Source organism: Streptosporangium album, from assembly GCF_014203795.1.
Classification (GTDB): Bacteria; Actinomycetota; Actinomycetes; order Streptosporangiales; family Streptosporangiaceae; genus Streptosporangium; species Streptosporangium album.
The window spans coordinates 300637-325143 of sequence record NZ_JACHJU010000005.1; the positions used below are offsets into that span (position 1 = coordinate 300637).

Sequence of the window (24507 nt, forward strand, 5' to 3'; positions counted from 1 at the left end):
CATTCTGGCGTCCCTCGCGTGAGGGATGGGACGTCCCTCACGCCAGCGACGGCGAAGATGGCTCGGTGGCGTGACGACCGTGCCCCCGGCCGCCGCCTAATCTGCCTGGAATGGAAGCAACCATCGAAGTCACCGGGCTGCGCAAGCGATTCGGCCAGACCATGGCTCTGGACGGGATGTCCTTCACCGTGACGCCGGGGCAGGTGACCGGTTTCGTCGGCCCCAACGGCGCGGGAAAGTCCACCACCATGCGGGTGATCCTCGGCCTGGACGCGGCCGACGAGGGCAGCGCGTTGGTCAACGGCCGGCCGTACCAGAGCCTGCGCAACCCACTCGGCCACATCGGGGCGCTGCTGGACGCCGCCGCGCTGCAGCCGAGCCGTACCGCCCGCAACCATCTGTTGTGGCTGGCCCACTCCCAGGGCCTGACCGCCAAACGGGTCGACGAGGTGATCGGACTGGTGGGGCTGGAATCGGCGGCCCGGCGGAAGGCGGGCGGCTACTCCCTGGGGATGCGGCAGCGGCTCGGGATCGCCGCGGCACTGCTCGGTGACCCACCGGTGCTCATGCTCGATGAGCCGGTCAACGGCCTGGATCCCGAGGGCATCGTGTGGATACGCGGCTTCCTGCGGTCACTGGCCGCCGAGGGCCGCGCCGTCCTGGTCTCCAGCCATCTGATGAGCGAACTCCAGGACACCGCCGGTCATCTCGTGGTGGTAGGACGCGGCCGGGTCATCGCGGACACCAGCGTGGCCGCCCTGATCGCGGCCGCGTCCCGCGACCGGGTCACGCTGCGCACCCCGGCGCGATCAGAGGCGATGACGGTGCTGGCGCACGCCGGTGCCACCGTGGCCGCCGCCGACCGTGACGCGCTCACCGTCTCCGGGCTGGCGGCGGCGGACATCGTGGCGCTTCTCGGCCAGAATGCGGTGCCGTTCTCCGAGGTGACGGCCCACCGCGCGACATTGGAGGAGGCCTACATGGACCTCACCCGGGACGCGGTCGAGTTCCGCGCCGCCACGGGACAGGAGACGGCACGATGACCACCGCCACCACCCCGTACCGCTCGGGCCTGCGGGCCGGGCACGACGGCTTCGCGCAACTGCTGCGCGCGGAGTGGACCAAGTTCCGGACGGTCCGCGGCTGGGTGATCGGCCTGGTGGCCGCGGCGCTGGTCATCGTGCTGCTCGGGCTGCTCTCCGCCGCGGGCAGCCACACGTCTTGCGGCGGGCCGAGCGATGTCTGCCCCGCTGTTCCAGTGGGGCCGGACGGCGAGGCAGTGGAGGACAAGTTCTATTTCGTACATCGGCCACTGGCCGGTGACGGCGGCATCACCGTCCGTGTGACCTCCATGACCGGCCAGATGCGCCTACCTGACGCCACCCCCGGGGTCCGGCGGGTCGAGTCCGGCCTCGTGCCGTGGGCGAAGGCCGGCCTCATGATCAAGGAGAGCACCAAGCAGGGATCCGTCTACGCGGCGGTGATGGTCACCGGCAGCCACGGGGTGCGGATGCAGCATAACTTCACCCACGACGTGGCCGGAGGCTCCGACGGCGTCTCGAAGGACTCTCCGCGCTGGCTGCGGCTGACCCGCTCAGGCGACACGATCACCGGCTATGAGTCCGCCGACGGCAAGACCTGGACCCAGGTCGGCACGGCCGACCTGGCCGGGCTGCCGGCCACGGTACAGATCGGGCTCTTCGCCGCCTCCCCCGGAGCTCTGACGGTGACGCAGGCTGATCTCGGCGGGTCCATCACGGCAGAGCGCTTCGCCGAGGCCACCGCCACCTTCGACCAGGTCGGCCTGCAGGGCGGGGCACCGGGCGGCGGGTGGAAACACGACGACATCGGAGCCACCCTGGAACCTGACGGGACGGTCCACCACCCGGGCGGGGCCGCCCAGTCCGGCGGCACGTTCACCGTGACCGGGGTCGGCGACATCGCGCCGCGCGCGGACGGCCAGACCATCGAGAACACCCTCTCCGGCATGCTGGCCGGGCTGATCGTGGTGATCGTGGTGGCGGTGCTGTTCATCACCACCGAATACCGGCGGGGCCTGATCCGCACCAGCCTGCTCGCCAGCCCGCGGCGAGGCCGGGTGCTGGCGGCGAAGGCCGTCGTGATCGCCACGGTGACCTTCGCCGCCGGGCTGGCCGCCGCCGGCGTCGCGGTCCGGGTCGGCACGCAGATCCTGCGCGCCAACGGCAACATGGTCCTGCCGGTTGCTCCGCTCACCGAGTTGCGGGTCGTGGTCGGCGTCGCTGCGCTGCTCGCCGTCGCCGCCGTCTTCGCCCTCGCCCTCGGCGCCTTGTTCCGGCGCAGTGCCGCGGCGACGACCGCCGCCATCGCGCTGATCGTCCTGCCCCACATCCTCGCGACCGCCTCCGTCCTGCCCGTGGGCGCGGCGCAGTGGCTGCTGCGGCTCACTCCGGCCGCCGGCTTCGCGATCCAGCAGAGCATTCCGGAGTACCCGCAGGTGCTCGGCAACTACGCACCGCAGGCCGGCTACTACCCGCTGGCGCCGTGGGGCGGCCTCGCCGTGTTCTGCGGCTATGCCGCGCTCGCCCTCGGCCTGGCCGTCTTCCAGCTACGCCGGAGGGACGCATGAGACGGGAACTGCACGCGGAGTGGACGAAACTGCGCACTGTGGCAGGCACCGGATGGCTGCTGCTCGCCGTCATCGCACTGACCGTGGCGCTCAGCGCCACGGCGGCCGCGACCGTGTCCTGCCCGTCGGCGGGATGCAATTACGACGTCCCCAAGCTCAGCCTCTTCGGGGTCCAGGTGGGCCAGGCGGTCGTCGCCATCCTGGCCGTGCTGGCGATCAGCGGTGAGTACGGCACCGGCATGATCCGCACCACCCTGGCGGCGATGCCGCGCAGGGCCACGGTCCTGGCCGCCAAGGCGGCCATCCTCACCGGCCTGACGCTGGCCGTGGGGACCGTCGCCGTTCTCGGGTCCGTGCTGGCGGGGCGGCTCATCCTGCCCGGCAACGGCTTCACCCCCGCGCACGGCCACCCGCCGCTGTCCCTTGCCGACGGACCGACGCTGCGCGCGGCCGTCGGCTCGGTCCTCTACCTCGTGCTGATCGCTTTGCTCAGTCTCGGCGTCGCCGCCGCCGTGCGGGACTCGGCAACGGCCATCGGGGTCGTGTTCGGCCTGCTCTACGTCTTCTCGATCCTTCCCTTCATGGTCGGTGACCCGGACTGGCAGCGGCTCCTGTGGCGGATCTCGCCGATGAACGCCGGGCTCGCCGTCCAGGCCACCGCCAATCTCCGCAGTCTGCCCCTCAGCCCATGGGCAGGCCTCGGCGTGCTCGCTGCATGGGCCGCCGCGGCGATCCTGGGCGGCGGGTTGCTGCTGCGGCGGCGCGACGCCTGAGCCGCACCTCCCGGCGGCACCCGGCGGCACCCGGCGGCCATACGAGCACGCGCCCGACCGTGCATGCACTGAGCATCCAGGACAGGCTGGCCGCGCAGAAGCCGAGGCCGCGCTGGACGCCTGGGAGGGCGATGTCCACCATTGGCGTCCAGGATGGGCATCGGCCGTACACAGCGTCAGCAGCACCGCGACCGCGGTTGCCATGGTCGGCGCTCACGGGGTTGTACCAGCCTTGACCGGAGAGTACGGTATGGCTTATTGACCAGATTTCGAATCTGGTCAATAAGTCAAAAAGGAGTGTACGGTGCTGGGACGACCAAGGCAGGACCTCAACCGCGCGGATCGGATCCTCGACGCCGCGGCCGACTTGCTCGTGCGTCTCGGATACCGGAAAGTCACGATCGAGGACATCGCCCAGCAGGTCGGGATCGGCAAGGGCACGGTCTATCTGCACTGGCGAACCAAGCAGCAGCTCTTCGAAGCCCTGCTCCTGCGCGAGGCCATCACCTACATCGACAAGCTCCTGGACGCGTTGCGCGGGGACCCGTCCACGGTGCTGCCGCACCGGCTGATGGCCGCGTCGTTTCTGATCATCCACGACAGGCCCGTACTGCGAGCCATGTTCACCGGTGATGTGGAGCAACTGCAGACCAGGATGGCCGACAGCGCCATGCGCAGCCACGAACTGCTCGCCACCACCAGCTTCCTCGACCTGCTGATCCGCCACGGACTGTTCCGTGCCGACGTGCCGAACCCGGCGTACGCGTTGAGCGCGATACACGGCGGCTTCCTTCTCCTCGACAACCTGGACCCGGCGGCCGCCGAGCTGGATGTGCAGGCGAGGGCCGACGCGCTCGCGCACGTTGTCCAGGCCTCCTTCGAGCCGACCGGCCGGCCGGACCCGCGGACCCTCGCCGCGGCGGCCTCGGAGATCATGACCGTCTTCGAGAACGTGATCCCGCCCTACCGCGAGTGGATCTACGGCTACCAGCGCACACCGGAGTCAGGTTGATCAACCTGGGCGATCTGCGGGCCACAGCTCGGCGCACGTCATCCGCCAGAAGCGACACCGATCAAAGGAGAGATCGACATGACGGAAGCCACCCCATCGGCGGCGCCGCTGTCCCTGGAGCGTCCCAACCACTTCGACCCGCCCACGGCACTGGCACGGCTCCGTGCGGCCGACCCCATCAGCCCGCTGTCCTATCCCGACGGCCACACGGGGTGGTTGGTGACCAGCCACGCCCTCGTCCGGGCGGTCCTGGCCGATCCCCGCTTCAGCGCCCGGGCCGAGCTCAACCACTCCCCGATCTCCCGACCGGGCATCGCCGAAAATCTCAAGCCGTCACCACCGGGCATCTTCACTCGGATGGATCCGCCCGACCACACCCGCTACCGGCATCTGCTCACCGGCCAGTTCACCGTCCGCCGCATGCGCGAGCTCACCGCGCGCATCCAGCAGATCACCACCGAGCATCTGGACGCCATGGACCGGCACGGCCCACGGGCGGACCTGGTTCAGGCGTTCGCGCTGCCCATTCCCGCGCTCGTGATCTGCGAGCTGCTCGGGGTGCCCTACGCCGACCGGGAGCACTTCCAGCATCATTCGGCGGCACTGATGCGCCTGGACAACTCTCCGCAGGAGTTGATCGCCGCCTACACCACGTTGCAGGAGTTCATGCGCGAACTGGTGCGGGCCAAACGCGCCAAGCCCGCCGACGACATGCTCAGCGGCCTGACCGCCGCCGATCTCACCGACGAGGAGCTCACCAACATCGGCTTCATGCTGCTGGGCGCCGGGTTCGAGACCACCGCCAACATGCTCGCCCTGGGCACCTTCGCCCTGCTGTGCCACCCCGACCAGCTCGCCGTTCTGCGCGCCGACCCGGCCGTGGTCGACCAGACCGTCGAAGAACTGCTGCGCTATCTGAGCGTGATCCCCTTCACCAATCGGGCGGCACTTGAGGACGTCGAGCTGGAGGGGCATCTCGTCAAGGCCGGAGAGACGGTGACCGTCTCGATACCGGCGGCCAACCGCGACCCACGCCGGTTCACCGATCCCGACATCCTCGACCTGCTCCGGCCGACCAGTGGACACCTGGCCTTCGGCCACGGCATCCACCAATGCCTGGGCCAGCAGCTGGCACGCGTCGAGATGCGGGTCGGATACCCGGCGCTCTTCAGCAGATTCCCCACCCTCCGCCTGGACGTCGCCCCCGAGGAGGTGCCGTTGCGCACCGACATGCTCATCTATGGCGTGCACCGGCTCCCCGTCACCTGGGACGCGGCGTAGCCGGGGAACTCATATCCAGTCTTCCGACCTGCCATCGTCGCGTCGGCGATCGCGATCGCCGACGCCGAGGGCATCGAGGCGGTGTCCATGCAGCGCGTGGCCGGCGACCTCGGCTTCACCAAGATGTCGTTGTACCGCTATGTCTCCAGCAAGGCGGACCTGGTCGCCGTCATGATCGAGAGCGCGGTCGGCGACCCACCCGACCTGTCCCGCGTCGAGGGCGGCTGGCGGGCCCGGCTGACGGAGTTCACCAGGCTGCTCGCCGACGCCTGGAAGCGCCGCTCGAGTGACGCCTTCACCCGCATACTCGACCGCCACGGCGCCGTGTTCCCCGCGCTGGTCGCGGCCACCTCCGACCTCGGCGACACACCCCACGACAACGGCCGCAGGTTCGGCCTCGAATGCGTCCTCGACGGGCTCGCCGCCCGTATCGCGGCGGCCTCGGGGGCCTGACCGCCACTGCCCGGCCGACAGCGACGGTAAGCGTGCACGTCCGGGTGTCGACGGGCTCGACCGTCCCCGTCGTGGGGGAGATGCGCTCGGCCACGACCGCGGCGGGCGCGTGCACGGTGAAGCGTCCCCGCCCTGCGGTGGTCACGCGGGGCGATGGAAGGGCTCGACCGGCTGCCCAAGCCCGCCACCGGACGACTGCACTGACGGATAAGAGATCGCGCGGGTAGGGCGTCGGGATTCATGGGCGTCGGGCGGGTCGGGCGTCCCGGCGGCGGGCCGTGGATGATGATCGGCCCGCCCTCGGTCTCCTTGAGCGCGGCGACCTCGTCGAGCGAGCGGAAAATGGTGGTTTCGCCCCAGTCGTCGACCAAGTCGTCGTCGGTCAGGGTCGTCGAGACGACGTACTTCGGCATCGCCTTGTAGCCGGGGTGCACCGAGTCCTTGCCGTCGGCGAACTCCGTCAGGTCCGGCCAGACCTTGCCGAACGCCTCGTAACTGGCCCGCCCGAGCAGCACCGCCGTGCTCGTGCTGCTCGCGACCCTTGAGATCGTAGGCCTCCTCGACGAACTCGATGTCCTCGAACGTGGAGCAGACCGGGGCAGAGCGGGCGCGGAGTGCGGTGGGGCGCCAGCGGCGCCAGGCAACTCCGGCGTGACGTACGATCTCGCGTGTGACCAGCAGACCCGCCTCGGCGCAGCACCTGAGCGACCTCGCGCGGCTGCGCCGCGTTCGCGACCGGATCGACCGGGAGTACGCGCAGCCGCTGAACGTCGAGGCGCTCGCCCGCGGCGTGAACATGTCGGCCGGGCACCTCAGCCGCCAGTTCCGGCTCGCCTACGGCGAGTCGCCGTACGGCTACCTGATGACACGTCGCATCGAGCGCGCGATGGCGCTGCTGCGTCGTGGCGACCTCAGCGTCACCGAGGTCTGCTTCGCGGTCGGCTGCTCGTCGCTGGGCACCTTCAGCACCCGATTCACCGAGCTGGTCGGCATGCCGCCCAGCGTCTATCGGCGCCAGGCGGCGCGCGCGACGGCGGGGATCCCGTCGTGCGTGGCGAAACAGGTGACCAGACCGATCAGGAATCGAGAAGCGCCGGCCCCGGGCCGCACCTAGCCTGATCGCCATGGACATCACCATTCACACGAGCTTCCTCCCGCACGACGACCCGGACGCCTCCCTGGCCTTCTACCGCGACACCCTCGGCTTCGAGGTCCGCAGCGACGTCGGACACGGCAAGATGCGCTGGATCACGGTCGGCCCCGCCGGCCAGCCCGGCACGTCCATCCTCCTGGCGCCGCCGGCCGCCGACCCCGGCATCACCGACGACGAGCGCCGCACCATCGCCGAGATGATGGCCAAGGGCACCTACGGCTGGATCCTGCTGGCCACCGCCGATCTCAACGGCACCTTCGAGAAGCTGCAGGCCGGCGACGCCGAGGTCGTCCAGGAGCCGACCGAGCAGCCGTACGGCATCCGCGACTGCGCCTTCCGCGACCCCGCGGGCAACCTGATCCGCATCCAGGAGCTGCGCTAGCCGTCCGGCGATCGCAGCCATGACCTGTGCAGACGGCACCGTGAAGGAGCCCGCGCACGACATCGGTGGCGGCCGCCTGGTGGCACCGTCACCGACCCCGATGGCAACACAGATGGAGACACGATGAGCATGGCCACGAGGCCGGACACGCAGTCGCCTGCGCTGTACGTTGCCGACAGCCACGATCTGATCCGCGTGCACGGCGCGCGCGTGAACAACCTCAAGGACGTCAGCGTCGAGATCCCGAAGCGCCGGCTGACGGTGTTTACCGGCGTCTCCGGCTCGGGCAAGAGCTCGCTGGTGTTCGGCACGATCGCCGCGGAGTCGCAGCGGATGATCAACGAGACCTACAGCGCCTTCGTGCAGGGCTTCATGCCCACGCTGGCACGGCCCGAGGTCGACGTACTCGAAGGACTGACCACCGCGATCATCGTCGACCAGCAGCGGATGGGAGCCGATCCCCGCTCCACGGTCGGCACCGCCACCGACGCCAACGCGATGCTGCGCATCCTCTTCAGCCGCCTCGGACAGCCCTACATCGGCCCGCCCACCGCCTTCGCGTTCAACGTCCCGAGGCGCACGGCGAGCGGGGTCATGAGCGTCGACAAGGGCAAGGGCGAGCGGATCGTCGTACGCAAGGCCGTCTACCACGGCGGCATGTGCGCGCGCTGCGAAGGCCGCGGCACGGTCTCCGACATCGACCTCGCACAGCTCTACGACGACTCCAAGGCGATCGGTGACGGCGCGTTCACGATCCCCGGCTGGAAGCAGGACAGCTTCTGGACCACGCGGGTCTACGCCGAGTCGGGCATCCTCGACCCGAACAAGCCGATCCGCGAGTTCACCGAGAAGGAGATGCGGGACTTCCTCTACGGCGAGTCGACCAAGGTGAAGGTCGACGGTGTCAACCTGACCTACGAGGGGCTGATCCCGAAGATCCAGAAGTCGATGCTGTCCAAGGACAAGGAGTCGCTGCAGCCGCACATCCGGGCGTTCGTGGAGCGGGCGGTGACGTTCACCTCCTGTCCCGAATGCGGCGGTTCCCGGCTCAGCGCGGAGGCCAGGTCGTCGAAGATCAAGGGGATCAGCATCGCCGACGCCTGCGCGATGCAGATCAGCGACCTCGCCGGGTGGGTCCGCGGCCTCGACGAGCCGTCGGTCGCGCCGCTGCTGAAGTCGCTGGGGGAGACCCTGGACTCGTTCGTGGGGATCGGGCTCGGCTACCTCTCGCTCGACCGGCCGTCGGGCACGCTGTCCGGCGGTGAGGGGCAGCGCGTCAAGATGATCCGCCACCTCGGCTCCTCGCTCACCGACACCACCTACGTCTTCGACGAGCCCACCACGGGCCTGCACCCCCATGACATCCAGCGGATGAACGACCTGCTGCTGCTGCTGCTGCGGGACAAGGGCAACACGGTGCTCGTCGTGGAGCACAAGCCGGAGGCGATCGCGATCGCCGACCATGTCGTCGACCTCGGCCCGCGCGCGGGCGCCGACGGCGGCGAGGTGGTGTTCGAGGGCACCCTTGAGGGGCTGCGGGACAGCGGCACGCTCACCGGCCGCCACCTCGACGACCGGGCTGCCCTCAAGGAGGCGGTGCGGAAGCCGAAGGGACACCTCGAGATCCGCGGCGCTTCGACGCACAACCTCCAGAACGTCGACGTCGACATCCCGCTCGGCGTGCTGTGCGTCGTCACCGGGGTGGCGGGCTCCGGCAAGAGCTCGCTGATCCACGGCTCGGTGGCGCGCAGGGACGGCGTGGTGGCCGTCGACCAGTCGCCGATCAAGGGTTCACGCCGCAGCAACCCGGCGACCTACACCGGCCTGCTCGACCCGATCCGCAACGCCTTCGCCAAGGCCAACGGCGTGAAGCCCGCGTTGTTCAGCGCCAACTCCGAGGGCGCCTGCCCCAACTGCAACGGCGCCGGCGTCATCTACACCGACCTGGCGGTGATGGCGGGCGTCGCCACCACCTGCGAGGACTGCGAGGGCAAACGGTTTCAGGCGTCGGTCCTCGAGTACCGCCTCGGCGGCCGGGACATCAGCGAAGTGCTCGCCATGCCGGTCGACGAGGCCAAGGAGTTCTTCGGCGCCGGCGAGGCGCGCGTTCCCGCCGCCCACCGCGTCCTCGAACGCCTCTCCGACGTGGGTCTCGGCTACCTCGCCATCGGCCGGCCCCTCACCACCCTGTCGGGCGGCGAACGCCAGCGTCTCAAGCTGGCCGCACACATGGCGGGCAAGGGCGGCGTCTACCTCCTGGACGAACCCACCACCGGCCTCCACCTCGCCGACGTCGAGAACCTTCTCGGACTGCTCGACCGGCTCGTCGACTCCGGCACGTCGGTCATCGTCGTCGAGCACCACCAGGCGGTCATGGCGCACGCCGACTGGATCATCGACCTCGGCCCCGGCGCCGGCCACGACGGCGGCCGGATCGTCTTCGAAGGCACACCCGCCGCCCTCGTCGCCGCCCGCTCCACCCTCACCGGCGAGCACCTCGCGGCCTACGCCGGCAGCTGACCGAGGCCCTCGCGGACACCGTGAGATGAGTTCTCTCATCTGTTTCGACTCGTCCCACTCGACTGCTGTTGAGACATGTTGACGCAGGCCGAGTTGCCGTCCCGATGACTTCCCACCGTCAGCGGCTGCGTCACGCGGCACAGGTCAGCTGGTCGCCTCAGGGATTCGGTGAAGGTGCAGGAACCGGGTGTCCGGTTCGATGCGGATCGCCTAAGTCCACATCTGAACAGGGAGTCCCGGTGCCTACGGTGCCATCGTCGTTCATCGAAAACCTCCAGCGTGGAGACCCTGGGCTTTGGCCCTGGGGAGGAAACGCGGCGCGGTGCCGCACGGTTTGAATCGAACATGCGCGCGATTTTCAGCTGATCGTTCGGTACGATGCGAGGCGTGGCGCAGATCGTGAAGCGGGCGTTCAAGTTCCGCTTCTACCCGACCCCCGAGCAGGCCGATGAGCTTGCCCGGACGTTCGGCTGCGTCCGCCTCGTCTACAACAAGGCCCTGCAGGAGCGGACCCGCGCCTACCGGTCGGAAGGCCGCAAGGTCTCCTACGTGGAATCGTCGGCCGCGCTGACGGAGTGGAAACGCACCGAGGAGCTGGATTTCCTGGCCGAGGTGTCGTCGGTGCCGTTGCAGCAGGCGTTGCGGCACCTGCAGACGGCGTTTGCGAACTTCTTCGCCCAGCGGGCCGGGTACCCGGCGTTCAAGTCCCGGAAGAAGTCCCGGCTGTCGGCCGAGTACACTCGCTCGGCGTTCCGCTACCACGACGGGCGGCTCACCCTGGCGAAGATGGACGCCCCGCTGAACATCGTGTGGTCGCGCCCGCTGCCCGAGGGGGCCGATCCGTCCACGGTGACCGTGTCGAAGGACGCGGCCGGGCGCTGGTCGGTGTCGATCCTGTGTGAGGACACCGTCCGGCCTCTGGACCCGACCTCGGACATGGTCGGGGTGGACGCCGGGATCACCGCGCTGGTCACCCTGTCGCGTCCGATTCCGGGCGTGACCGACGACGACGGCAAGGTCACCAACCCCCGCCACGAACGCGCCGACCGCAGGAGACTCGCCCGCGCGCAGCGGATACCGGCCCGCAAGGAGAAGGGGTCGGCGAATCGGGACAGGGCGAGGGTGAAGGTCGCCCGGGTGCATGCCCGGATCACCGACCGTCGCCGCGATGTCCTGCACAAGCTCACCACCGCGATCGTCCGCGAGAACCAAGTGGTCGTGATCGAGGATCTCACCGTGCGTAACCTGGTGAAAAACCACAGCCTGGCCCGCGCGATCTCTGATGCCTCCTGGCGGCAGATGCGCACCATGCTGGAGTACAAGGCGCAGTGGTACGGGCGGGAGCTGCTGGTGGTGGACCGGTGGTTTCCCTCCTCGAAGCTGTGCTCGGCGTGCGGCACGCTCCAGCGGTTCATGCCGCTGAACGTCCGCGACTGGGTGTGCGCCTGTGGCGTGGTCCATGACCGTGATGTGAACGCCGCGAAGAACATCCTCGCCGCCGGGCTGGCGGAGAGGTGAAACGCCTGTGGAGCCGGTGTAAGACCTCAAGGGCGCAGGCCCGGCGGGCGACTGGCGGTGAAGCAGGAAACCCCACCCGCGAGGGTGGGAATCCCCCGGCTTCAGCCGTGGGGAGGAAGTCAAGAAGCTTGCCGTCGCCCTGTCGGCCGAATTTCACCGTCTATGTGCCCGATCGGCGCGGACGCGGGCTGAGCGGACCTCATGGTGATGACTTCAGTGTCATGCGGGAGGTCGAAGACCTGCAGGCGCTTGTCACGGCGACCAGGGCATCGATCGCCGTGGCGCGCCCCGCGCCGCGACCGCTATGGCTGATGCTCGGTCAGCTGGAAATGCCAGACGATCATCGTCGGCACGCCGGCGTTGGCCGCTCTCGCCGCCTCCGATGCCAGGGCCGTCAGGCACCATGGCCAGTGTTCCCAAGGTCCTATCGTCTCGGACGCCCTCGGTGTGTCCGTCGGCTGGGGCCGTTCCACCGCCGGTACCCGGGGTCCCTCGCAGCGTCGTACCTGTAGTCCCACCGGCAGAGCGGCGCGCATGTAGTCCCCGGTCAAGTGGCGATAGGTGGCCAGCCGTCCAGGCTGCCCGTCCGGTCGGCGCACGGGCGGGATCACGCCCCGTGCCACTCCTTCGGGGTGGATGTCTGAGATCACCAGGTGTCCGCCTGGTCGCAGCACCCTGGCGAACTCGGCCATCACCGGCTTGAGGGCGGGAACATGCGTCAGTGCCAGGGAGCAGACGACCAGGTCCACTGCATCGTCGGGAACCGGTAGGTGATGCAGGTCGCCGAGGAGGAATTCGCCCTGCGGTACCCGTTCACGTGCCCGCGCGAGCATGTCGGGCGAGCTGTCGACGCCGAGGATCTGATGGCCGCGCTCGGTCAGGGATGCTGCGAACCGGCCGGTGCCGCAGGCGGCGTCCAAGGCGACGCCCACCGGCAGCGTGTCGACGAAATCGCGGTCGTACTCTCCGGTGAAGGAGCGCAACAAGGCGATGCCTTCAAGACCGAGCAGGTAGGCCAGCGGATGCTCGTAGATCACCGGCGTCAGGCTGACGACGCACGCTCCTCGAGCGCTATCGAATTAAGGATGACCGTCTCTGCCGCAGGGTTTTGCCCAAATTCGAGGGAATGGTCGCGTTCGAATGATCTTCCGCCGCCGATGTGATTAGGATCATGATCCCGGCGAAGGCGGTCTGCCGTCCCGCCGGGAACGGCCGACCCCCCACCCCGAAGGGATGGCTCATGTCCATCAAGCTCACCAGACTGGCCGCGACGTCGTTCGCGGCGGTCGCCCTGGCAGTGTCGGGATCCGCGCTGGCGACGCCCGCCAATGCCGAGGCCACCGGCCTTGGCGCGTCGAGCGCCCTCGCGTCCACATGGATCAAGTATGGCGACTACTCGTCAGCGGCGAAGTGTAAGGCGAAGGGCGAGGAACTGCGGAATAGAGGGACGTACCTGTCGTACTACTGTGAGTACACAGGCTTTTTCACGCTGATGGTCCTGACCAGGTGATCGGCTGAGCACGCGCGGCCCGGAACGACGATCTCCGGGCCGCGTCGGCGTCGATCGGGTGGTTCTGGATCAGGGCATCGGCACGGTGGTAAGATCGCGAGGCCGCCCGCTGTGTCCGTCACCGCTGATGGCGGTGGGGCCGAGCCAGGGAGAACGCCATGCTGGAGGCTTTCGCCGAGCTGTCCACGCCGCTGGTGGCCGATGCCTGCGTCCGCGGCGACGTGCCGCTGCGTGCCGCGCCGCCCGGCATCGGCTCGGTCGTCCCTGGACGTCGGATCGCGGGACGCGCGTTGCCGACGCGGCACTACGGCAGCGTGGACGTGTTTCTGGAGGCGTTCGGCCGGGCCGGACAGGGTGACGTGCTGGTCATCGACAACGGCGGACGACTGGACGAGGCGTGTGTCGGCGATCTGGCAGTGCTGGAGGCCGAGGCGGCAGGGTTGGCGGGTCTGGTGGTGTGGGGACTGCACCGTGACACGCCGGAACTGGTGGAGATCGGTCTTCCGGTGTTCAGCTACGGCAGTTACCCGCCCGGCCCGGTGCGGCTGGACGAGCGGGAGCCCGAGGTGCTGGCTGCTGCACGATTCGGGCCGCATCTGGTGAGCGGGGATGACGTCGTCTTCGGCGATGACGACGGCGTGTTGTTCGTCGCCGCGGAGCATGTCGAGGAGGTCCTGGCGACGGCGCATCAGATCCGGCTGACCGAGCGCGAACAGGCCCGCAGGATCCGGGCAGGTGAGACGTTGCGCCGGCAGACGGCCTTCGACGAGTACCTGGCGCGGCGCGCTGCCGACCCGTCGTATACCTTCCGGTGGCATCTTCGGCGTATCGGCGGGGCCATCGAGGAGTAGATGGGGTGCCGGTAAGGCACGTGGCGGTCCATCGCACCGTCTACGCGGCCCTCCCCAAGGCCTGTCCTGTTGTGATGCCTTCTCCTGCTCCGCACATGCATCTGCCGATGGCCTCGGTAAGGTCCGGTTATGGTCGCTGATGAGGGTGGAACAGCAGCATCGGCACAGAAGGCTGATGACGGTCATCATGGGCCATCCCGGTCATTGTCGGTTCTCACGCGATATCCAGATTTCCGCAGGTTCTTCGTCGGCAATTCCCTGTCACTGCTGGGATCGAGCGTGACCATCGTGGCGCTGCCGTTGACAGCGGTCGTCTACCTGCACGCGTCACCTGCCCAGATGGGCATTCTCGGTGCGGCGTCGTTTCTGCCGCATCTCGTTCTGGGGCTGCCCGCCGGCGTATGGGTGGATCGCATGCCCTACAGGCGGACGCTCATCCTGGCCGATCTGACGCAAACCCTGCTGCTCGGCTCGGTTCCGGTCCTGGCCGTGCTCGGGTCGCTGCAGATCTGGCATCTCTACGTCGTGGCGGTGCTCGCCGGTGTCGGTAACCTCTTCGAGACCGTGACCGCACAGTCATTCACCCCCATCCTGGTCTCACGTCGTCAGCTGTTGCCTGCCAACAGCGCGCTCATGCTGAGTAACGCGACTGTCAACACGACCGGGTCAGTGTTAGGGGGCGCGCTGGTTTCGCTGCTCACCGCTCCGGTCGCCATCGCCGCCGATGCGGTCACGTTCCTGCTCGCCGGGCTGTGCAAGGCACGGATTCGCACCTCCGGACCGGTCGTCGTCTCGGCCGGAGCGCACCGGCAACACCTGCGGGCCGACATCCTCGAAGGGCTACGCGCGGTCTTCGGCCATCGGATCATTCGCGCGGTGACACTCGCAGCCGCTGTCGGCGCGCTCGCCGGCCAGATGCAGAACGTCGTCCTGGTGCTCTACCTGGTTCGAGACCTCAGCCTTTCCCCGGGGTTGGTAGGCGTGGTCGTCGCGATCGGCGGCGTGGCGGGCATCCTCGGCGCTTTGGTCGCAACCCGGATCACCCAACGCATCGGCCCCGGCCGAGCCTTCGTCGCCGGCATGTTCCTTGCGGCCATGGCCGGTCTCGTGCTCGCAGCGGCGGCCGGCCCCCTCTCACTCGTGCTCGCCGTCCTGGCCATGGCGCAACTCCTGCGTGGTACCGGACCGTCGCTCTACGGCGTCAACCAGCAAACCCTCCGGCAGGCGCTGATCGCACCCGTCCTGCTCTCGCGCGCCAACGCCACCTGGCGGTTCCTGGTCTATGGAACGCAACCTCTCGGCGCGCTCCTTGGTGGGTTACTCGGGTCAGCGCTCAATCTTCGAGCCACCTTGATCATCAGTAGCGCCGTAATGCTCCTCGGCACCGTGATCGCACATGTCTCACCCCTCCGCTCGCTGCGAGAACTACCCGCTCAGGAGGCCGGCGACGAGAGCACGGCCCTCACCGAGTGGTCGGCCGCCTTCTGCCCCTCTCCGAGCGAGGAAGTCCCGCGGGCGGCCTCCAAGGATTGAGCGGCGCAGCAGCTGGTGGGCTTTGGTGGTCTTGAGCCGCGCCGCGCCGCGGTCACCTATTTGATCATCTGGTCGTGCTGGGCGGGTTGGGTCCTGGGCCGTATGACGTTCGTGGCCGGCGGGTTCGACACGCGAACGGGATGACGACGACTCCGGCGGCTCCGTTGATCAGCACCGCTCGCAGACGCGTCCGGTGTTCCTCGAAACGCTCTGTCAGCCATGCGCTCTCGTCCGCCGTGTCACGTTCCTTCCTCGCGGCGTGTCATAAACGTAGACCCACCGAACCCAGCTGGTGTGACCGGGAGATCGGCTCCCGGACCGAACGACTGCGGAAGCGCAGGCCGTCAGTTCCCGGGACGTGTGCCCGGACTCCGGCTGAGCAGTTGAGGTACAGTTTGAAAGTCCTGTTGTCTCCGATAGAGGTGGACGTTGCGCATCTGAGGTTCGCGATCATCGCGCGGTACGGCATTGGCCGTAGTCCGTCACGCTGCAGCCGGCTTTTTTGCCGCCCGTGACCCCGCGTGGATGCGACCTCGGTGCATGAGCCGTCCTCACCCTCCGGAGGGCCGCACTTCTTTCTCGGTTTGGTCGCCGCGTGGTGCTCGCATACGAAGTCCCTTATCCACTGCGCTTGCGACTGCGAGAATCATCATGGCCAACAACCCCATCACGCCCGGCGTCTCCGTGACCTGTTCCGCCCTGTCTTTCCAGTGGCCGGACGGCACGACCGTCTTCGACGGGCTCTCTCTCAGCATCGGCCGGGGCCGTACCGGCCTCGTCGGCACCAATGGCACGGGCAAGTCCACTCTGCTGCGGCTGCTGGCCGGCGGGCTGCGTCCCTCCCGGGGGTCGGTGACCGTGAGTGGCAGCCTCGCCTATCTTCCACAGAACCTCACCCTCGACACGGCACTGCGCGTCGAGGAGGCTCTGGGCATCGCCGAGCGGCGCGCCGCGCTGCGCGCCATCGAGGCCGGAGACGTGAGCGAGGAGCACTTCGAGACGGTCGGCGACGACTGGGACGTCGAAGAGCGGACCCTGGCGACACTGGGCTCCCTCGGACTCGGCGATGTCGAGCTGGATCGCACCGTGGGTGAGATGTCCGGCGGGGAGACCGTTCTGCTGCGCCTGGCCGCACTGTTGCTGGAGCGTCCCGACGTTCTGCTGCTCGACGAGCCGACCAACAACCTTGACCTGTTCGCGCGCCGCCGGCTCTATGAGGCCGTCGACTCCTGGCGCTCGGGTGTGCTGGTCGTGGTCAGCCACGACCGTGACCTGCTGGAGCGTGTGGACCGCATCGCCGAGCTGCGATCCGGGGCGGTGAGCTGGTACGGGGGCGGCTGGTCCGCCTATGAGGAGGCTCTGGCCACCCAGCAGGAAGCGGCCGGGCGGATGCTGCGGGCCGCCGAGGCGGATGTGCGACGGCAGAAGCGCGAACTGGAGGAGACCCAGATCAAAGTGGCCCGCCGCGAGCGGCACAGCAAGAAGATGGACGCCCAGCGGCGGGCCCCGAGAATCGTCGCCGGTGAACGCAAGCGGTCCGCGCAGGAGTCGGCGGACAAGCTCCGCGGCCTGCAGGAGGACCGTCTCAGTGAGGCGCGTGAGCGGCGCGAGGAGGCCGCGGACGCGATCCGCAACGACGCCGAGATCCGTGTGAGCCTTCCCCATACCGCCGTGCCCGCAGGCCGGACCGTCCTGAGCCTGCACGAGTTGCGTCCCCGGTTCGGCAAGCTGCACGCGGGCAACCTCCATGTGCACGGGCCCGAACGCATCGCGCTGGTCGGGCGTAACGGAGCCGGTAAGACCACGTTGCTGCGTACCCTCACCGGGGAACTCGCACCTCTGTCTGGTGAGGCCAAGACGTTCGTGCCGCTGCGGTTCCTTCCGCAGCGACTGGATGTGCTGGACGAGGAGTTGAGCGTCGCGGCGAACGTGGCCCGCATGGCTCCCGGGATCACCGACAACCACATCCGCTCCCAGCTCGCGCGGTTCCTGTTCAAGGGGGCACGCGCCGAACAGCCGGCGGGCACCCTCTCGGGCGGAGAACGCTTCCGGGCCGCCCTCGCGGCGACGATGCTCGCCGCACCGGCCCCGCAGCTGCTGATGCTGGATGAGCCGACCAACAATCTCGACATGGCCAGCGTGCGGCAGCTGACGAGCGCGCTCGACTCCTACCAGGGCGCGCTCCTGATCGCCGGCCACGACCTGCCCTTCCTCGAATCGGTCGGTATCACCCGCTGGCTGCTCCTCGCAGAAGAGCTTCAGGAGACCACCGCCGAAGAGGTCCGCGATCTGCTCGAAGCGTCAGAAGCCAGTTGAGAGCCCCGCGGTCCCGTCTGTCCGTCCTGCCCTCACGCCTTCCTGGCGGCCGTCGCGCGCGGCCCATGAGGTAATTACTCCTACGGAGCCCTCGCTTGCAACTTCCTGTACGGCGCTGACGTGCGGCACAAGCTCGGCGTGCTGCGCGCTCACCGCGAACGACTGGGACGGCTCTACTCCAAGCGCACCATGGCCGCCGACTACCGGGCATCGGCCGCCGTCGATGTCGAGCACGACCAGGCCGACCGTCAGGCGGGGAACCGGTTGCGCATGCCGGTGACCGCCCTGCAGCAGGACTGGGGTGCGGCCCTCGGCTTCGACGCGTCGCCCTGTGGGAGGCATGGGCCCCCGACCTGGAACACATCAGCGTCTCCTGCGGCCACTTCATGGCCGAAGAAGCCCCCGCCGATGTCGTCAAGGCACTGCGCGACCTCCTGGCCAGGTAGAGCATGTCGGCCTGCCCAGCCCCCGGCGCTGATCGGCGGCGAGGAGGTACCGGTCGGTCCAGGCGTTGAGGCTGTTGTCGGCATCGGCGAAGGCGCCGGGCAGCTGATCGCGCCGTCGTCTTCGCGGTAGCCGTCGCATGTACGGCGGCCGGATAGGAGCTGGGGGCGGAGCAGACTATTGCGCGACTATTCATTAAATGTATAGTTCTGATCATGTTAACCGGTCATGTGCTGCTTGGCCTCCTCGTCGAGCGCCCGAAGCATGGCTACGAGCTCAAGAAGGAGCACGATCACCGCCTGGCCGGCGCCAAGCCGCTGGCCTACGGGCAGGTCTACGCCACGCTGCAGCGGCTGGAACGCGACGGCTTCGCGGAGGTCGCGGAGACGCAGCAGGAGGGCGGTCCCGAGCGGACTATGTACGCGATCACCGACAGCGGCCGGGTGGAGCTGGCCCGGTGGCTGAACACCGTGGAGCCACCGGCGCCGTATGTCGCCAGCTCGCTGTTCGCCCGCGTCGCCGTTGCCGGAAAGGGCACTGATGGGTATCTCGTACGGCAGCGCGAGGCACACCTGGCCCGCATGCGGGAGCTGACCGCCGCGAAGGCGTCCGGCGCGCCCGCCCAGGTGCTGGCGGCCGACTACGCGCTCCAGCACCTCGACGCCGACCTGCGCTGGATCGAGACCGCACTCTCGCGGCTGAAGGAGGAGAACGGTGCTTGAGGCCAGAGGCTTGGTGAAGTCGTTCGGCAGGACCAGGGCGCTGACAGGCGTCTCCCTCGAGATCGCAGAGGGCGAGATCGTCGCGATCACCGGGCCGAGCGGATCGGGCAAGTCGACGTTGCTGTACTGCCTGGCCGGGATCATCCGCCCGGAGTCCGGCGAGGTCGTCCTGGACGGCAGGCGGATCGACACGCTGGCCGAGGCGGAGCTGACCAAGCTGCGTCGCGAGAGCTTCGGCGTGGTCTTTCAGTTCGGCGAGCTGGTGCCCGAGCTCACCGCGGCGGAGAACGTCGCGTTGCCGATGCGGTTCAACCGGCACGGCAGGCAGGAGTCGATGAACGGCGCGGCGGACCGGCTGGCCCGGCTGGGGGTGTCCGACTGCGCCGATCAGCGGCCCGGTGAGCTGTCCGGGGGCCAGCTGCAGCGGGTGGCCGTCGCGCGTGCGCTGGTGACCGGCCCGCGCGTGGTCTTCGCCGACGAACCCACCGGAGCGCTGGACACGCTCGGCGGCGAGTAGGTGATGAGCGCACTGCTCGGCGCGGCCCGCGCCAGCCGTACCACCGTTGTCCTGGTCACCCACGACAACCGGGTGGCCGCCTACGCCGACCGGGAGATCGCCTTGCACGACGGGGCCGTGCTGGCGGGGATCAACCAATGATCACTGTCATGCGGATGCTGAACAGGGGACGGTCGCGGGCCGAGCGGGTACGCGCCTGGCTGGTCGCCGCAGGTGCGGGAGCGGCGACGTTCCTGGTCTGCACGGCTGTCAGCCTGGCGGACTTCCAGGACGAGGGCGGCTCGCTGACCGGGCTCGGTCTGGCCCTGCTGGCCCTGCCGGTCGCCGGCCTGGTCCACCAGGCCAACCGGCTGGCCTCGGCCACCAGGGAGCGACGGCTGGCGGCCCTGCGGCTGGCCGGGGCCACGCCGGACGACGTGCGGCGGCTGGGTGCTCTGGAAGGCGGCTGGCTGGCGCTGCTCGGCTCGCTGGGCGGCGCCGCGGTCTACGTGGTCACCCATCTCGCCGGGCCGCTGCCGCAGGTGCCGGTGATCATGGCCGCGGTGACGCTCGGTGGGGTCCAGTCAGGGGCACGCGCCAGCCGGCACGTCGTCGCCTCGCCGCTGGGCGTAGTCCGCCGTTCGCGCCTGCGGGGGCCGAGAGTGCGAGACCTGCTCCTCGTTGTGGCAGGTGTCGGCCTCTTCACTCTCGGAGCCGTGCTGAAGGGCCGCTTCCCGCTCTTCGGGCCATACGGGTCGGCCCTGGCCATGACGGCCGGGCTGGTGCTCCTGCTGTTCGGCGTGACCCTGGCCACGACCTGGCTGATCAGGGTGTACGCCCGCCGGGCTGGTCGACGGGCCGGGTCCCCGGAGATGCTGCTGGCCGCGCGGCTGGTCGAGGCGGACCCGAGGGCGTGGGCCAGGGCTCTGTCCGTGGTGAGCCTGACAGTGTTTTTCGGCGCGGGCGCCGGAGCCCAGCAGGCGGGCGTCGGCTATTCCCACGCCCACGCGCTCGTGGATCTCGCGCTCCTGGTGGCCCTGGTGACCTCGGCGGTCGCCCTGGTGGTGCATCAGGCGGAGGAGCTGATCGATCATCGCCGCTCGTTCGCCGCGCTGGCCGCCTCCGGGGTGCCGGAGCGGGCGCTGGGCGGGGTGCTCGTACGGCAGGCGGTCATCGCCGCGCTGCCGGTCTGCGTCGTGGCGGCTGTCTCGGGAACGGCGGTGGTGGTCCTGCCCCTGACGGAGGTCTACCAAGTTCAGTGGCTCGGCTGGGCGGCCGCCAGGGCCGTGGCCATGGCGGGCATCGGGGTTCTCGCCGCGGTGCTCGTGGCTCTGGCGGCCCGCCCGCTGCTGCGCGGTGCCCTTCGTCTGGAGGAACTGCGCGCCTAGATCCTTGCTGACGAGGACTTTGGTAGTTGGGCAGCGTTTTCAGGCCGCTGAGGGCAGGCGCGCTTGGGCGAGCCGGTCGTTGAGGTGGTGTTCGGTGGAACGCATGGCGTTGGTGAGTTCGGGCGGGGTCTGAGAGCCTTCTGACAAAGGATTTGGTCGCTGAGGCCGGGCCAGGGATGCCCTGGTCGAGGCCATCTTCGAGTGATACGCCCGCGAACAGGAGCGGGCTCCTGATAGCTGAGGTGTTGTCTACGCAACTCAGCGGCCAGGAGCCCGTGGTTGTCTGTCTACACGCCCGCGTCCTCAGACGCCGGTGGTTGCGCCTCACCGGGGTGCCGATGTCATGGCCGGAAGCCGTCATATCCGTCGGATCTGACCGATGCCGAATGGGCGGTGCTGGAAGGCGAGGCGCGGCCGGTGATGGCCGAGCTGGTCGCGACCACGGGCAGGCCGATGGTCCATGACCTGCGAGCAGTACTGGACGCGATCACCTATGTGACCCGGTACGGGATCGAGTGGCGGGCCCTGCCGGTCGACTTCCCGCCGCATGAGGCGATCTACGCGTTCTTCCTGCGCTGGTCTGGGCGGGGCCTGCCCGAACGGCTTGCCGGGCGGCTGCGCGGCCGCCTGCGTGTCCTGGCCGGACGCGGCGAGCTGCCCACGGCGGGCTGCCTCGACTCCCAGACCGTCAAGGCAGCCGAGACCGTCGGGGCCGCGGCCTGCGGGTATGACGCAGGCAAGAAGATCAAGGGGCAGAAGCGGCATGTCGCGGTCGACACGCTCGGGCTGCTGCTGTGCGTGATCGTCACCGCCGCGTCGGTCCAAGACCGTGACGGCGCGCACCCGTTGCCGACCTGGCCGCGGGAGAAGTTCTCCACCATCGCGCTGGTGTGGGCGGACGGCGGCTACGCCTGCTCGCCTGGGCACGCGACGTGCCACGCCTGACCGTCACCGTCGTCAAGCGCTCCGACGACCTGCGCGGCTTCGTCGTCCTGCCCCGCAGGTGGGTGGTGGAACGAACATTCGCCTGGCCGGCCCGCTACCGCCGGCTGGTGCGGATCTACGAACGCGAGCCCGAACACCACGAGGCCCTGATCTGGTGGGCCACCGTGCACCGGATGACCCGCCGCCTGACCCGCGAACTGGCAGGCCGACCGCCCCATGGCCGCTGGAGCGACCCGCCCCCGCTTGCGGACCTGTCCAGTCCCGACCGGCGCGGCAAGGTCCTGGAACTCCTGGCCGCCCAGCCCTGGCGGGCCTGGAAGGGAACCGAACTGGCCGCCATCCTCGGAATCGCGAACATCAACAGCTTCCGCGTCCAACTGTCCCAATGGTCACACCAGGGCTACATCAACAAGATCGGACCAGCCCTCTACGGCCCCATGCCCACGAGCACTTAAGCCTTTGTCAGCAGGCTCTCAGGTGCTGCGAGTGCTCCGGTCCGGCTCGCATCTACCGGCGCACCCGCACCGGCGAGGCGATCTGCGGCGACTGCTGGCGGCCGCCCGACGGCGACCCGGTCGATCTGATCTGCCAGGCCATCGCGGCCGTCGCCCCGGAGGGGGAGCCTGCGGCCGTCCGCCATGCTGTCGAGTCGGTCGTTCCCGTCGGCAACGTCTACCTGATGTTCCGGCTGCTCTGGGAGATCGAGGACACCCCGGGCATACTGACCGGCGAGGGCGCACAAGCGTCCGCGCGGGCCGCCCGGCTGATTACCGCGCTCACTGCCGCCGGAGTCCCTGTCCCCGCACCGGCCTGCCCCGGCTGCGGCCAGATCCGGCCGCTGATCCAAGTGCTGGGCGGCCGCCGCTGCTGCCTGCATTGTTACCGCAAGGCGAACTCCACCGCCTGCGGGCGCTGCGGCAGGGACAGGGCGATCGCGACGCGCCGCCCGGACGGGACCCCGCTGTGTTCGATCTGCATGCGTCACGAAGCCGACCGGCTAATCACCTGTTTCCTCTGCGACCGCGTCTGCCCTCTCCGCCGATCCACCAAAGATGGGCCGCTCTGCGGCACCTGCTACCGGCCGACCATGCAGACCTGCTCGTTCTGCGGCAAAGGGCCTCGACGCTGCTACCGGGCAGCGACCGGGATGCCCCGCTGCGACACGTGCTCCCGGGCCCGTCGGCACTGCGTGGGTTGCGGCAAGGACAAGTACGCCGCGGCCCGCACCGAGGACGGCCACTTCTGTGAGACTTGCTGGCAGAAGAACCCGATCTCGTTCAATCCCTGTCGGCTCTGCGGGACGGTCGAGTATCTGCACAGCTACGGCCGCTGCCACGGCTGTGTGCACGACCAGAAGGTCCATGAAGCGCTCTCCCGAGACGGCGTCCTGCGGCCCGAACTCGAACCGGTTCGCGATGTCCTGCTCGCTCACGGCCCGAAGACAGGCCTGCGTTGGCTGGAGCGTGCCGGTGCCCGCATGGTGCTGGACGCGCTCGCTGATGGCACCTGCCCGCTCACCCATGAGGGCCTGGACGCCTTCCTGCCGAACAGGTCCGTGGCCTTCCTGCGGGCCGCCCTGGTCACAGCCAGGGTGCTGCCCGAGCGAGACGAACGGTTCACCGCCTTGGAACGGTGGATCACCTCGACGGCCGAGGCCGTCCCCGACGACGGCGAACGCAAGCTCGTCCAGCGCTTCGCGACTTGGCACCATCTGCGACGCGTTCGCCGCGAGGCCCAGGGCCGCCCGATCACCTCGCCCCAGGCGATCTCGGTTCGGGCCGGCATCCGCGCCGCCGTCACCCTGCTGGTCTGGTTGCGGGAACACGGCACCGAACTCCGACTCTGCACCCAGGGTCACCTGGACGAGTGGATAGCCACCGGGACCACGACCCGCTACGATGCCCGCGGCTTCATCGAGTGGTGTCGCCGGAACCGGCACATCGGCAAGGGACTACAGATCCCGGCCCGGGTGAAGCTGAGTCTCGTCCAGCCGACCGACGAGGACGACCGGTGGGCACTCAGCCGCCGCCTCATGCACGACGACGCCATCGCCATCGAGGACCGGTTCGCCGGGCTCCTCGTCCTGCTCTACGCCCAGCCCCTCACCGTGATCTGCCGACTACCGGTCACCGGCGTGGTGATCGAGGGAGCGAAGATCTCGCTGCTGCTGGGCGAGAGGCCCCTGCTGCTGCCCGACCACCTGGACAAGATCACACGGCAGCTTCTCGCGCGGCGTCGCGGGCACGTCACCATCGGCGTCACCGAGGATTCACCCTGGTTCTTCCCTGGCGCCCTCGCCGGAGGGCACCTCAGCGACTTCCACCTGGGAACCCGGCTGAAACGCCTGGGCATCTACTCCCGTTCCGGCCGGACATCCGCCCTCATGAGCCTCTCCACCCAGTTACCGGCCGCAGTCCTCACGGAACTGCTGGGAATCAGCCCCGAGACCGCCACCGCCTGGACCCAGGCCGGCGGCAACTGGGCCCGCTACGCGGCTCAACTCCCTGACCGACCCAACCCCAGAACCTTAGATGTCATCTCATCTGCTGTCGCCGCCTAGCAGGTGAGATGACATCTAAGAATATGGTCCTACCTGGGCAGA

At 69.1% G+C, this 24507-nt stretch carries 20 protein-coding genes and 3 pseudogenes; 22 read left to right on the plus strand and 1 reads right to left on the minus strand.

Translation table 11 applies throughout. The features are described 5' to 3' along the window. Positions 1-110 precede the first annotated feature (110 nt). The 11 genes and pseudogenes from FHR32_RS37810 to FHR32_RS37860 form a co-directional block, all read left to right on the plus strand. Positions 111-1043 carry an ATP-binding cassette domain-containing protein gene (locus FHR32_RS37810; protein ID WP_184759274.1) on the plus strand — a complete coding sequence of 311 codons (933 nt, stop codon included), beginning with the start codon at positions 111-113 and terminating at the stop codon, positions 1041-1043. Next, complete coding sequence (locus FHR32_RS37815; RefSeq protein WP_184759275.1) at positions 1040-2608, plus strand: DUF1349 domain-containing protein; 1569 nt, start codon at positions 1040-1042, stop codon at positions 2606-2608. The genes FHR32_RS37810 and FHR32_RS37815 overlap by 4 nt, the downstream gene beginning before the upstream one ends. Continuing rightward, complete coding sequence (locus FHR32_RS37820; protein WP_184759276.1) at positions 2605-3381, plus strand: ABC transporter permease; 777 nt, start codon at positions 2605-2607, stop codon at positions 3379-3381. Before FHR32_RS37815 ends, FHR32_RS37820 begins: the two co-directional genes overlap by 4 nt. 304 nt (positions 3382-3685) lie before the next feature. After that, the gene (locus FHR32_RS37825; RefSeq protein ID WP_221466772.1) at positions 3686-4393 is read left to right on the plus strand and encodes a TetR/AcrR family transcriptional regulator; all 708 of its coding nucleotides are present in this window, start codon (positions 3686-3688) and stop codon (positions 4391-4393) included. Between the two features lie 78 nt (positions 4394-4471). After that, positions 4472-5674, plus strand: coding sequence for a cytochrome P450 (locus tag FHR32_RS37830; protein ID WP_184759277.1), 1203 nt, complete (start codon positions 4472-4474; stop codon positions 5672-5674). An 87-nt stretch (positions 5675-5761) separates the two neighbouring features. Then, entirely contained in the window at positions 5762-6127 is a 366-nt protein-coding gene (locus FHR32_RS37835; RefSeq protein ID WP_246468409.1) for a TetR/AcrR family transcriptional regulator, read from the plus strand. A 240-nt stretch (positions 6128-6367) separates the two neighbouring features. Further along, on the plus strand, positions 6368-6550 hold the full coding sequence (locus FHR32_RS46990; RefSeq protein ID WP_221466841.1) for a hypothetical protein: 183 nt from the start codon (positions 6368-6370) through the stop codon (positions 6548-6550). A 247-nt stretch (positions 6551-6797) separates the two neighbouring features. Then, complete coding sequence (locus FHR32_RS37845) at positions 6798-7241, plus strand: helix-turn-helix transcriptional regulator (RefSeq protein WP_184759278.1); 444 nt, start codon at positions 6798-6800, stop codon at positions 7239-7241. Positions 7242-7251: 10 nt separating this feature from the next. Next, the gene (locus tag FHR32_RS37850; RefSeq protein ID WP_184759279.1) at positions 7252-7662 is read left to right on the plus strand and encodes a VOC family protein; all 411 of its coding nucleotides are present in this window, start codon (positions 7252-7254) and stop codon (positions 7660-7662) included. Between the two features lie 123 nt (positions 7663-7785). Then, a complete protein-coding gene (locus FHR32_RS37855) occupies positions 7786-10182 on the plus strand; it encodes an ATP-binding cassette domain-containing protein (protein ID WP_184759280.1) in 2397 nt (798 codons plus the stop codon). Between the two features lie 378 nt (positions 10183-10560). Then, positions 10561-11769 (plus strand): annotated as a pseudogene (locus FHR32_RS37860) (RNA-guided endonuclease InsQ/TnpB family protein); the annotation flags it as partial. Positions 11770-12002: 233 nt separating this feature from the next. On the opposite strand, the gene FHR32_RS37865 reads toward FHR32_RS37860, so the two are convergent. Continuing rightward, complete coding sequence (locus FHR32_RS37865; protein WP_184759282.1) at positions 12003-12737, minus strand: class I SAM-dependent methyltransferase; 735 nt, start codon at positions 12735-12737, stop codon at positions 12003-12005. 203 nt (positions 12738-12940) lie between these two features. On the opposite strand from FHR32_RS37865, the gene FHR32_RS37870 reads away from it, so the two are divergent. The 11 genes and pseudogenes from FHR32_RS37870 (at position 12941) to FHR32_RS37915 (ending at position 24465) form a co-directional block, all read left to right on the plus strand. Then, entirely contained in the window at positions 12941-13210 is a 270-nt protein-coding gene (locus FHR32_RS37870; RefSeq protein ID WP_184759283.1) for a hypothetical protein, read from the plus strand. 158 nt (positions 13211-13368) lie between these two features. Then, positions 13369-14061 (plus strand): RraA family protein, encoded by a 693-nt coding sequence (locus FHR32_RS37875; protein ID WP_184759284.1) that lies wholly within the window; start codon positions 13369-13371, stop codon positions 14059-14061. A gap of 129 nt (positions 14062-14190) precedes the next feature. Next, positions 14191-15594 carry an MFS transporter gene (locus FHR32_RS37880; RefSeq protein ID WP_184759285.1) on the plus strand — a complete coding sequence of 468 codons (1404 nt, stop codon included), beginning with the start codon at positions 14191-14193 and terminating at the stop codon, positions 15592-15594. Between the two features lie 651 nt (positions 15595-16245). Continuing rightward, positions 16246-17910 (plus strand): ABC-F family ATP-binding cassette domain-containing protein, encoded by a 1665-nt coding sequence (locus FHR32_RS47755; protein WP_184759286.1) that lies wholly within the window; start codon positions 16246-16248, stop codon positions 17908-17910. Between the two features lie 141 nt (positions 17911-18051). Next, positions 18052-18356: pseudogene (locus FHR32_RS37890) on the plus strand (alpha/beta fold hydrolase); the annotation flags it as partial. A gap of 213 nt (positions 18357-18569) precedes the next feature. Further along, positions 18570-19076, plus strand: a complete 507-nt coding sequence (locus FHR32_RS37895; RefSeq protein WP_184759287.1) for a PadR family transcriptional regulator — start codon at positions 18570-18572, stop codon at positions 19074-19076. Further along, a pseudogene (locus tag FHR32_RS37900) lies at positions 19069-19734 on the plus strand (ABC transporter ATP-binding protein). Before FHR32_RS37895 ends, FHR32_RS37900 begins: the two are co-directional and overlap by 8 nt. After that, a complete protein-coding gene (locus tag FHR32_RS37905; RefSeq protein WP_184759288.1) occupies positions 19731-20960 on the plus strand; it encodes a hypothetical protein in 1230 nt (409 codons plus the stop codon). The pseudogene FHR32_RS37900 and the gene FHR32_RS37905 overlap by 4 nt, the downstream one beginning before the upstream one ends. A 279-nt stretch (positions 20961-21239) precedes the next feature. Continuing rightward, entirely contained in the window at positions 21240-21905 is a 666-nt protein-coding gene (locus tag FHR32_RS37910) for an IS5 family transposase (RefSeq protein WP_281391181.1), read from the plus strand. After that, the gene (locus tag FHR32_RS43630) at positions 21893-22360 is read left to right on the plus strand and encodes a transposase (protein WP_221466775.1); all 468 of its coding nucleotides are present in this window, start codon (positions 21893-21895) and stop codon (positions 22358-22360) included. Before FHR32_RS37910 ends, FHR32_RS43630 begins: the two co-directional genes overlap by 13 nt. Beyond that, complete coding sequence (locus tag FHR32_RS37915; protein ID WP_184759289.1) at positions 22291-24465, plus strand: hypothetical protein; 2175 nt, start codon at positions 22291-22293, stop codon at positions 24463-24465. Before FHR32_RS43630 ends, FHR32_RS37915 begins: the two co-directional genes overlap by 70 nt. Positions 24466-24507 lie beyond the last annotated feature (42 nt).

Excerpts from the sequence above, each read along its gene's own strand:
- FHR32_RS37835 (WP_246468409.1), top strand. The coding sequence starts at position 5,762 with ATGCAGCGCGTGGCCGGCGACCTCGGCTTCACCAAGATGTCGTTGTAC.
- FHR32_RS37915 (WP_184759289.1), top strand. The coding sequence starts at position 22,291 with ATGGTCACACCAGGGCTACATCAACAAGATCGGACCAGCCCTCTACGG.
- FHR32_RS37895 (WP_184759287.1), top strand. The coding sequence starts at position 18,570 with ATGTTAACCGGTCATGTGCTGCTTGGCCTCCTCGTCGAGCGCCCGAAG.
- FHR32_RS37870 (WP_184759283.1), top strand. The coding sequence starts at position 12,941 with ATGTCCATCAAGCTCACCAGACTGGCCGCGACGTCGTTCGCGGCGGTC.
- FHR32_RS46990 (WP_221466841.1), top strand. The coding sequence starts at position 6,368 with ATGGGCGTCGGGCGGGTCGGGCGTCCCGGCGGCGGGCCGTGGATGATG.
- FHR32_RS37815 (WP_184759275.1), top strand. The coding sequence starts at position 1,040 with ATGACCACCGCCACCACCCCGTACCGCTCGGGCCTGCGGGCCGGGCAC.
- FHR32_RS37810 (WP_184759274.1), top strand. The coding sequence starts at position 111 with ATGGAAGCAACCATCGAAGTCACCGGGCTGCGCAAGCGATTCGGCCAG.
- FHR32_RS37855 (WP_184759280.1), top strand. The coding sequence starts at position 7,786 with ATGAGCATGGCCACGAGGCCGGACACGCAGTCGCCTGCGCTGTACGTT.
- FHR32_RS37905 (WP_184759288.1), top strand. The coding sequence starts at position 19,731 with ATGATCACTGTCATGCGGATGCTGAACAGGGGACGGTCGCGGGCCGAG.
- FHR32_RS47755 (WP_184759286.1), top strand. The coding sequence starts at position 16,246 with ATGGCCAACAACCCCATCACGCCCGGCGTCTCCGTGACCTGTTCCGCC.
- FHR32_RS37875 (WP_184759284.1), top strand. The coding sequence starts at position 13,369 with ATGCTGGAGGCTTTCGCCGAGCTGTCCACGCCGCTGGTGGCCGATGCC.
- FHR32_RS37820 (WP_184759276.1), top strand. The coding sequence starts at position 2,605 with ATGAGACGGGAACTGCACGCGGAGTGGACGAAACTGCGCACTGTGGCA.
- FHR32_RS37850 (WP_184759279.1), top strand. The coding sequence starts at position 7,252 with ATGGACATCACCATTCACACGAGCTTCCTCCCGCACGACGACCCGGAC.
- FHR32_RS37880 (WP_184759285.1), top strand. The coding sequence starts at position 14,191 with ATGGTCGCTGATGAGGGTGGAACAGCAGCATCGGCACAGAAGGCTGAT.
- FHR32_RS37830 (WP_184759277.1), top strand. The coding sequence starts at position 4,472 with ATGACGGAAGCCACCCCATCGGCGGCGCCGCTGTCCCTGGAGCGTCCC.